The organism is Bifidobacterium sp. UBA6881, assembly GCA_002451435.1.
GTDB lineage: Bacteria > Actinomycetota > Actinomycetes > Actinomycetales > Bifidobacteriaceae > Bifidobacterium.
On the sequence record DKCF01000026.1, the window covers coordinates 5,752 to 16,250 of the forward strand.

At 66.7% G+C, this 10,499-nt stretch carries 4 protein-coding genes; 3 read left to right on the forward strand and 1 reads right to left on the reverse strand.

From position 1 onward, the window contains the following. Nucleotides 1-549, reverse strand: a 549-nt coding sequence (locus tag B3C64_RS02015; protein WP_291533363.1) for a biotin transporter BioY, incomplete at its 3' end; no start/stop codon positions are given. A gap of 186 nt (nucleotides 550-735) precedes the next feature. Here B3C64_RS02015 and B3C64_RS02020 point away from each other — a divergent pair. The 3 genes from B3C64_RS02020 to B3C64_RS02030 all read left to right on the forward strand — a co-directional run. Continuing rightward, nucleotides 736-2,631: a biotin carboxylase N-terminal domain-containing protein gene (locus B3C64_RS02020; RefSeq protein WP_291533360.1), complete on the forward strand. Its 1,896-nt coding sequence runs from the start codon at nucleotides 736-738 to the stop codon at nucleotides 2,629-2,631. 47 nt (nucleotides 2,632-2,678) lie between these two features. Beyond that, nucleotides 2,679-4,280: an acyl-CoA carboxylase subunit beta gene (locus tag B3C64_RS02025; protein WP_291533365.1), complete on the forward strand. Its 1,602-nt coding sequence runs from the start codon at nucleotides 2,679-2,681 to the stop codon at nucleotides 4,278-4,280. A 43-nt stretch (nucleotides 4,281-4,323) separates the two neighbouring features. Beyond that, nucleotides 4,324-10,499: fatty acid synthase subunit beta domain-containing protein (locus B3C64_RS02030; RefSeq protein WP_291533362.1), on the forward strand; the 6,176-nt coding region annotated here is incomplete at its 3' end.

A 10,499-nucleotide genomic window follows, 5' to 3' on the forward strand; every position in this document is an offset into this window, starting at 1 on the left:
GGACGCCACGAATGCCTTCACGACGTCACCGCAGACGAAGCCCATCGAGGCGAGGGCCACGGTCGCGAACGGCACGCCGGTGATCATCGCCTGGAACGCGAATCCGAAGAAGTAGTCGATCGCGACGCATCCGATGATCGCCGCGGCGAAATAGCGCAACGCGGTCAGCACGCCGCCCTTCAGGGAGCCGGCGTCGGCCTTGCCCTTGAGCAGCGAGGTGACGATGGCCGCCGGCAGGAATCCGAACAGGAATCCCGCGCTGGGACCCACCAGCGCCGCCGTGGACGCGCCCCCGGCGAACACCGGCAATCCGGCCGCGCCGGCCGCAAGATACAGCATCACGGCAGCGCCGGCCTGACGCCAGGTCAGCATCAGCGCCGCAAGCATGACGACGAAGGTCTGCAGGGTGATCGGGACCGGAGTCCCCGGAATCGGCAGTTCGCCGGCGGCCGCGGCGGCCCACAGCAGAGCGGCGAACAGCACGGGCTTCGCGAGATTGCCGAGGTCGCTCCGGAGCAACTCGGTGAACGCGGATTTGAAGGAAAGCATGGCGTGACGCAAAACGGCTCCTTTACAGGATGGAAAACTGACGAAAATGCATGATTTGTCAACATGCTGGTCTCATCGTAAGGAATCGAAGTTACCCCTACGTTTGTGAAGCCGTACAAAAAGCGACGTGCTCTTTTGTGAAAAACGAGTTCGCGAAAACGTGCGAAAAAGAGCAAAGTTGACGACATGCCTAAAAATGTCAACAAACTTTTGGTGGCGAACCGCGGCGAAATCGCGCTTCGTGTGGTGCGCACCGCCAGGGAGATGGGGATTCCCACGGTCGCGGTGTATGCCGAACAGGACCGTCACGCGCAGTACGTGCAGATGGCCGACGAGGCGTACCTGCTGTCGGGCGACACCTACAAAGACACGTATCTCAACGAGGACCTGCTCGTCGGCATTCTGCAGCGCAGCGGTGCCGATGCGGTGCATCCGGGCTATGGATTCCTTTCCGAAGTCGCCTCGTTCGCGCGCAAGGTGATCGATGCCGGCGCGACATGGATCGGCCCGAATCCGAAGGCATTGGTCGATTTGGGCGACAAGATCACCGCGCGCCAGGTGGCGACGTCGGCCAAGGTGCCGCCGGTCCCGGGCATCTCCCATTCGATTTCCGACATGCGTCTGCTGCTCGACTTCGCGCACACGCACGGATATCCGCTGATGCTCAAGCGTACCGACGGCGGCGGCGGACGCGGCATCACGCTGGTGCACAACGACGATGAGCTCCGCGGCTTCTACATGAACCACGACGCGCTGCAGGGCGGCGACCTGGACGAATACTTCGTGGAACGCTTCATCGATAAGGGACGCCACGTCGAGACGCAATGCGGACGCGATTCGCACGGCAACTTCACCGTGTATTCCACGCGCGACTGCTCCGTGCAGCGCCGCAACCAGAAGCTGATCGAGGAGGCGCCCGCGCCGTTCCTTTCGGACGGGACGACCGAACAGCTGGAACGCTATTCGCGCCGCCTGTTCGAAGCCGTCGACTATGTGGGACTGGGCACCTGCGAATTCATGGTGACCGAACAGGGCAAGGTCTACTTCCTCGAAGTCAACCCGCGACTGCAGGTCGAGCACACCGTCAGCGAGGAGGTCAGCGGACTCGACCTGGTCCGTGAACAGCTCAACATCGCCGACGGCGGCGAACTGACCGCCGACCATCCGTCGCGCGGACACAGCTTCGAACTGCGCCTGACCTGCGAGGACCCCGCGAAGAACCTCGCGCCGAGCTCCGGCACGCTCACCGCGCTGCGTTGGCCGTCCGGCCCCGGCATCCGCGTGGATTCCGGCGTGGTCGAAGGCGACACCATCTCGCCGAAGTTCGATTCGATGATGGGCAAGCTCATCGTCACCGCGGCGAACCGCGAATACGCCGTGGCCCGTGTGCGCCGCGCGTTGGAGGAGCTCAAGGTGGAGGGCGTGCCGACGCCGGCGAGTCTGTTCGAGCAGGTCTTCAACGACGACGACTTCACCGCCGAGCATGGTTCCGCATACGACGTGAGCACCAAGTGGCTGGAACGCAAATACCTCAACAAGGCCGCGGCGTCCGCGCAGGGCGGCCAGCCGGCGTCCGCCGCCGGCACGGCCGGCGCCGAACAGTCCGACAAGAAGGAGGCCACCGAGACCTTCGTCATCGAGGTGGACAACCGCCGGGTCTCGCTGACCGTGCCGAGCGACATCGTCGCCAGCCTCACGGGCGGCGCCAAGGCGCGCGACGCGAAACGCGCCACCCAGCCGCTGCGCGGCCAAGGTTTGCACCACGCCGAACGCAAGCAGCAGACCAACGACGGCCAATCCGGCGTGATCGCAAGCCCGATGCAGGCGGTCGTCACCCGCATCAACGTCGCGGAAGGCCAGGACGTGGCCAAGGGCGATCTGCTCGTCGTGCTCGAATCCATGAAGATGGAGAACTACGTGTACGCGCCGGTCAAAGGCACGGTCACGAAGATCTTCGTCGGTCCCGCGACCGGCGTGGAGGCGGGCGAGACGCTGATGACCATCGACGTGGACGGGGCATCCTCGAAACACGACGACGCCAAGAAGAACGACGACGCCAAGACGGAAGGTGGCGAGCGATGACCGACATCATCACCAGTCCGGCCGTCAAAGAGGCCGTGAAAATCGCCATGGAGCAGCAGAGGCATGAAGGCGGAGAATCCGCCGAAGCCGCGTCGGACAACGCGACCCAGCCGATTCGCGCGTCCGTGCTCCGCGCGGCGCAGCTCGCGCACGAGGCCGAGGACCACGCCCGCGAACGCCAGCACGTCAAAGGCAAGCTGACCGCCCGCGAACGCCTCGACCTGCTGCTCGACACCGGCACGTTCGAGGAAATCGGACGATTCTGCGGCGGCGACATCAACGGCGGCCGCGCGGGCGCGGCGGTCATCACCGGCTTCGGCGAGGTGTTCGGACGCAAGGTGGCCGTCTACGCGCAGGACTTCTCCGTCAAAGGCGGCACGTTGGGCGTCGCCGAGGGACGCAAGATCTGCCGTCTCATGGACAAGGCGCTCGACCTCAAAGTGCCGATCATCGCGCTCATCGATTCCGGCGGCGCGCGCATCCAGGAAGGCGTCGCCGCATTGACCCAGTACGGCCACCTGTTCCGCAAGACCTGCGACGCCAGCGGTTTCGTGCCGCAGCTGTCGCTGATCCTCGGCCCCTGCGCGGGCGGCGCCGTCTACTGCCCGGCACTGACCGACCTGATCATCATGACCCGCGAGAACTCCAACATGTTCGTCACCGGCCCCGACGTGGTCAAGGCGGCCACCGGCGAAGTGATCAGCATGGATGACCTCGGCGGCGGCTACGTGCACAACACCACCTCCGGCGTGGCGCACTACCTCGGTGAGGACGAGGCCGACGCGATCGACTACGCGCGCACCGTGCTCGCCTACCTGCCGTCCAACGCCGACGAACAGCCGCCGACCTACGCATACGCGGCGACGCGCGCCGACCGCGAAGTCGCCAAACGGCTCGCCACCATCGTTCCCGGCAACGACCGCCAGCCGTACGACGTGCTCGACGTGATCCGCTGCCTCGTGGACTACGGCGAATTCGTGCAGGTGCACGAACTGTTCGCCTCCTCCGCGGTGGTGGGCTTCGCCTGCATCGACGGCCATCCGGTCGGCATCGTGGCGAACCAGCCGAACGTCAACGCCGGCATCCTCGACGTGGACTCCTCCGAAAAGGTGGCGCGGTTCGTCCGTCTGTGCGACGCGTTCAACCTGCCCGTCGTCACCCTGGTGGACACCCCCGGATACAAGCCGGGCGCCGAACAGGAGCACGCCGGCATCATCCGTCGCGGCGCGAAGGTCATCTACGCCTACGCCAACGCGCAGGTGCCGCTCGTCACCGTCATCCTGCGCAAGGCGTTCGGCGGCGCCTACATCGTGATGGGATCCAAAGCCATCGGCGCCGACCTCAACTTCGCCTGGCCATCCAGCCAGATCGCGGTGCTGGGCGCGTCCGGCGCGGTGAACATCATCCACCGCAAGGACCTGCAGAAGGCCAAGGACGCCGGCAAGGACGTCGAGGCGCTCCGCGCGAAATACGTCGCCGACTACGAACGCACCACCGTCAACGCGAACCTGTCGCTGGAAATGGGGGAGATCGACGCCATGATCGACCCGGAGCAGACGCGCGAGACCATCGTCGAATCGCTCAGACTGCTCGCCAGCAAGAAACGCGTCCGCAAAACCACCAAGCACCACGGCAACCAGCCGCTGTGACGAAACGAAGCCCCACCGGATTTTTGGAACAGTAAGGAACAACATGAACACCTTTTTTCTCGATCGACTGAACAGCGAGCCGCATGCGCTCGCCTTCGCCGGCCAGTCCACGCCATGGCCGGTCGCGCTCGCCGACCAAAGCGCCAATCCGACGCTCGACAAGGCGCTGCACGACCATGCGGCCGCCGCGAAGTCGCTGCTGTACCCGGTCGCCGCGGACCTGCTCGCCACCACGGGCCGTCCGGTCGACCTGTTCGGATTCAAGCCGAACGCGGCGCGTCTCGGCGCCGCCGCCGACGCGTCCGCAAGCGTGCCGGGAATCGCGCTTTCCCAGCTGGGCGCGCTGCTCGACGCGGCCGCGCTCGGATACAACCCGGCCAACGCCAAGCCGGTCGCCGTGCTTGGCCACTCCCAAGGCGTGCTCGCCGTGCATATGGTGCAGGCCATCGAAAAGGCCGGTTCCATCGACGCGGCCGCCGCGCAGATCGATGAGATCATCGCCATCGCCACACTGATCGGCGTCGCCGGCACCCGTCAGGCCCGCCAGCTCGGCCTCGCCGCACGCCACGGCGAGGCGACGCCGATGCTGTCGGTCAAGGACATCACCCGCGCCCAGGTGGAGGCGCTCATCGGACGCGTCGACGGCGCCCGCGGACCTATCGCCATCGCCGTCACCAACTCCGCCACGCACTATGTGCTGTCGGGATACCCGGAGGACCTGGCCGCATTCGGCGTCGAAGTGGCCAAGGAACACAAGCACCAGGCGAAGCTTCGCGAGGAAAAGGTGCGCGGCGGCCGTGTGTTCGACCCCGTGCTTGAATACCTCGACGTGACGCTTCCGTTCCACAACCCGCTGATGGCCGATGCCGTCGCGCAGACCGTGTCGTGGGCGGAAGCCTGCGGCATCAACGCCGACCACGCCCGCGAGCTCGCATCCGAAGTGCTGATCAACCACGTGGATTGGGCGGCCCGCGTGCGCGCGCTGATGAAGTCCACCGACCCCAGCGCGCTGTGGGTGCTGGACTTCGGCCCCGGCACCACCGTCGGCAAACTGTTCTCCACGGTCGCGCAGGGCACCGGCGTCGGCGTGGTGGAAGCCTCCACCGTCGCGGCCCGCGGCGCGCTCTCCACGTCGGAGGCGCTGCCCGAGCGCACCCAGAACTGGACCCGCTTCGCACCGAGCATCATCCACACCGCCGCCGGAGACAAGGTACGCACCGCGTTCACCGAGCTCACCGGCAAGGCCCCGGTGCTGCTGGCCGGCATGACCCCGACCACCGTGGAACCGGAAATCGTCGCCGCTGCCGCCAACGCCGGCTACTGGGCGGAACTCGCCGGAGGCGGCCAGGTGACCGCCAGCGTGTTCAACCGCCATGTCGCCAAGCTCGAAGAGGAGCTTGAGGAAGGCCGCACCGTCGAATTCAACGCCATGTTCATGGACCGTTACCTGTGGAACCTGCAGTTCGGTTCCCAGCGCATCGTGCCGAAGAAGCGTGCCAGCGGCACACCGATTGATGGCGTTGTCGTCTCCGCCGGCATTCCGGAACTCGATGAGGCGGTGAAGCTGATCCGCGGCCTCAACGCGGACGGTTTCCCCTACGTGAGCTTCAAGCCGGGAACCGTCGACCAGATTCGTCAGGTCGTGCGCATCGCCAAGGCGGTGGCGCCGACCAAGGTGCTCATCGAGGTCGAAGGCGGTTCCGCGGGCGGCCACCATTCCTGGGAATCCCTGGATGATCTGCTGCTCAGCACCTACGCCGAGGTTCGCGAGCAGTCCAACCTCGTGCTCGTGGTCGGCGGCGGCATCGGCACGCCGGAACGCGGCGCCGATTACATCACCGGCGAATGGTCCCGCACCTACGGTCGTCCGCTCATGCCGGTGGACGGCGTGCTCGTCGGCACCGCGGCCATGACCGCCAAGGAGGCGCACACCAGCCCCGAGGTCAAGAAGATGCTGGTCAACACGCCCGGCATCCCGGCCAAGGGTTCCGAAGACGATCCGTTCGCCCCGCTGGGCGAGCAGTGGGTGCCGAGCGGCCAGGCCAAGGGCGGAGTCACTTCCGGCCTGAGCCATCTGCACGCCGACATCTACGAGCTGGAGAATTCCTCCGCCCGCTGCGGCCGCCTGCTGGTGCGCGTCATGAAGCACCCCGAGGAACTGGAAAGCCGCCGCGAGGAGATCATCAAGGCGCTCAACGCGACCGCCAAGCCGTACTTCGGCGATTTGAAGACCATGACCTACCTCCAGTGGGCCCAGCGATTCGCCGACCTCGCGTTCCCGTGGGTCGATGAGACCTACGCCGATCGCTTCCTGCACCTGCTGCAGCGCATCGAAGCCCGTGTCACCGCACAGGAAAGCGGCGAATTCGCCTCTCTGTTCGCCTCCCGCGCCGACGTCGAGGCCGACCCGAACGCGGCGATTGCCAAACTGGCCGAAGCCTATCCGCAGGCCGGCGAGCTGACCGTCACGCCGATGGACGAGGCCTGGTTCCCGGTGCTGGTGCGCGAATACCCGAAGCCGATGCCGTTCGTTCCGGTCATCGACAACGACCTGCTGCGCTGGTGGGGGCAGGACCAGCTGTGGCAGTCCGAGGACTCCCGCTACTCCGCCGACTCCGTGCGCATCATCCCCGGCCCGATCTCCGTCGCCGGCATCACCACCATCGACGAGCCGATCGCCGACATCCTCGGACGTTTCGAGGCCGCCATGGTCAAGCGTGTGTCCGCGGAATCCCCGAGCGCCGACACCACCGCGTTCGCGGAACTCGGCGCGGCCGGCTCCGCCGAGGAATTCATCCGCAAGTCCCCGAACATCTCCTGGGTCGGCCACCTCATGGCCAACCCGGCATACGGCACCGACAACGGCGACGCCAATTACGAGATCCGCAAGGTGGCCACCGAGGGCGGCGTCGAGAAATACGATCTCGACATCCATCTCGACACCTACTGGGACAACGACCCGGACGGCGGCACCTCCAAGCACGCCGTGCGCGACATCGTCATCCCGCTGAACGTCAACGGCGCGGAATCCGGCCTGTTCCCGGTGGTCGACCGCGACCGCCTGCCGGAACACGTCTACCGCATGCTCGCCGACACCGCAGGCATCGGCAACACCGCCATCACCGGCGACAAGCTCACCGCCATGCCCGCTATCGAGCAGGTGGACGACAAGGCCTCCTATCCGTTCGGCATCGCCCACGCCGGCTACACGCTGTCCGCCAACCTCGGCTTCGACCATGAGGCCGCCACCGGCGGCGCGCTGCCGAGCGATCTCGTGCCGTCCCGCATCGCGCCCGACGCGTTGGTCGGACCGGCATGGCCGGCGATCTACGCGGCACTGGGCTCCGTGTACGTCAAGGGCTTCCCGGTGATCGAAGGCCTGCTCAACGCGGTGCACCTCGACCACCTCATCGAGCTTGAGGTCAGCGAGGACGATCTGCTTCGCCACACCGGCGAGACCATCGCCCTGACCAGCTGGGCCGAGGACTACTTCGAATCCGCCTCCGGCCGCGTGGTGACCATCCACGTGAGGCACGCCGCCGAAGACGGCACCGTGCTGGCCAACGAAACCGAACGCTTCGCCATCCGCGGCCGCGCCTACTCCGACGCATTGCCGCCGGAAGCACCGGACTACGGCGGCATCGACGCCGAGATCAAGAGCACCCCGCGCCGCCTGCTGCGTCGCGTCACGGTGACCGCACCGCACGAGATGACCGCGTTCGCCCGCACCTCCGGCGACTTCAACCCGATCCACACCTCGCACCGCGGAGCCGCGGTCTCCGGCCTCGCCGCGCCGCTGGTGCACGGCATGTGGCTGTCCGCGACCGCGCAGCACGCCGTGCAGGCGCTTGATGAGAAGGGCGCGCACTACGAGATCGCAGGCTGGACCTACAACATGTACGGCATGGTGCAGCTCGACGACAAGGTGGAGATCTCCATCGAGCGCGTCGGCCGCGTGGCCCACTCCGGCATGGTGCTCGAAGTGACCAGCCGCATCGACGGCAACATCGTGTCCCGCGGCACCGCCATCGTCCGTGCGCCGAAGTCCGCCTTCGTGTACCCGGGCCAGGGCATCCAGAAGCAGGGCATGGTGCTCGACGAACGCGCCAAGTCCCCGGCCGCCCGCGACGTATGGCGGCGCGCCGACAAGGTGACCCGCGAAAAGCTCGGATTCTCGATCCTCGCCGTCGTGCGCGACAATCCGAAGGAGCTCACCGCCAACGGCGTCACCTACCGCCACCCGGACGGCCTGCTCAACCTCACCCAATTCACCCAGGTGGCGCTCGCCACCGTGGCCTTCGCCCAGACCGCGCGTCTGCGCGAGGCCGGCGCCGACATCTGGCCCGCGTACTTCGCCGGCCACTCGCTGGGCGAATACAACGCGCTGAGCTCCTTCGCCGGCGTGATTCCGTTGGAAACCGTGATCGAACTCGTGTTCCACCGCGGTTCCACCATGCACCATCTGATTCCGCGTGACGCCAACGGCCGCTCCAACTACCGCATGGGCGCGCTGCGCCCCAACCAGTTCGGCGTGGGCGATGACGGCGTGCGCGAATACGTCGAATCCGTTGCGAAGGCATCCGGCGAATTCCTGCAGATCGTCAACTACAACCTGGCCGGACAGCAGTACGCCGTGGCCGGCACCATCGCCGGTCTCAAGGCGCTGAAGGCCGATGCCGCCCGCCGTGTCGCCGAATACGGTGGCAAGCCGGCGTTCATGCTGGTGCCGGGCATCGACGTGCCGTTCCACTCCACGCTGCTGAGGAAGGGCGTGCCGGAGTTCCGCGACAAGCTCGACGCGCTGCTGCCGAAGCACATCGACTACCGTGGCCGCTTGGTCGGACGCTACATCCCGAACCTGGTCGCGGTACCGTTCGAAATGACCAGGGAATTCGCGGCGAAGATCCTCGAAGTCGTGCCTTCCGAACGCATCAAGGCCGCTCTGGACGATCCGAAGGTGTGGGATTCCTACGCCGAGGACGATCAGAAGCTCGGACGTCTGCTGCTGACCGAACTGCTGAGCTGGCAGTTCGCCTCCCCGGTGCGTTGGATCGAAACGCAGGCGCTGCTGTTCGGCTCCGCCGAGCAGAACGGTCTGGGCGTCGAGGAATACGTCGAGGTGGGTCTTGGCAACGCTCCGACGCTGGCCAACCTGGGCTCCAAGACGCTGCGTCTGCCGCAATTCGCGGGACGCGACGTGACCGTGTACAACGTCGGCCGCGATGAGGGCCGCGTGTACATGACCGATTCCGACTCGTTGGTGCCGGAGGACGACGTCGACGAATCCGTGACGCAATCCGCAGCCCCGACGCAGGCACCGGCAGCCGCTCCAGCCGCGACTCAGCCGGCCGCACCCGTTACCGCCGCGGCTCCCGCGGTTCCGGAGGCTCCTGCGGGCGCTCCGTCCGGTGCCGCCGTCGCGGATATCCCGTTCAAGGCATCCGACGCCATCGCCACATTGCTGGCGTACTCCGCCAAGGTGCGTCCCGACCAGATCGGTGAATCCGACACCACCGACACTCTGACCAATGGCGTGTCGTCCCGCCGCAACCAGCTGCTCATGGACATCAGCTCCGAGCTGGGCGTCGCCTCCGTGGACGGTGCCGCCGAAGCGACCATCAAGGCGCTGAGCGCGCTTGTCGACAAGGTCGCTCCGAATTACAAGGCGTTCGGTCCGGTGCTTTCCGAAATCGTGCGCGACCGCGTCCGCGGACTGTTCGGCGCAGCCGGCGTGAAGCTCGGCCAGATCACCAAGCGTGTGACCGACACGTGGCAGCTGGGCGAAGGATGGGCCTCCCACGTGGTGGCCGCTCTGGTGCTGGAGACCCGCGAGGGTGCCAGCTCCCGTGGCGGAGACCTCGCGTCGCTGCCCACCGACGCCGCTTCCAACGCGGCCGCCGCGAACGCGTTGATCGACGCCGCCGTGCAGAAGGTCGCATCCGACAAGGGCGTGGCCGTCGCATTGCCGAGCGCCGGCGGTGCCGCCGGCGGCGCGGTCGTCGATTCCGCCGCTTTGGACGCATTCGCGGCCAAGGTGACCGGTGCTGACGGCGTGCTCGCCTCCACCGCTCGATTCGTGCTGAACCAGCTGGGCGTCGCCGCTCCGGTGGCCGATGACGTCGCCGATGAGAACGCGGCCGTGGTCGCCGCCGTCGAAGCCGAGCTCGGCTCCGATTGGCCGAAGCAGGTCGAGCCGCGCTTCGACGAACGCAAGGCGAT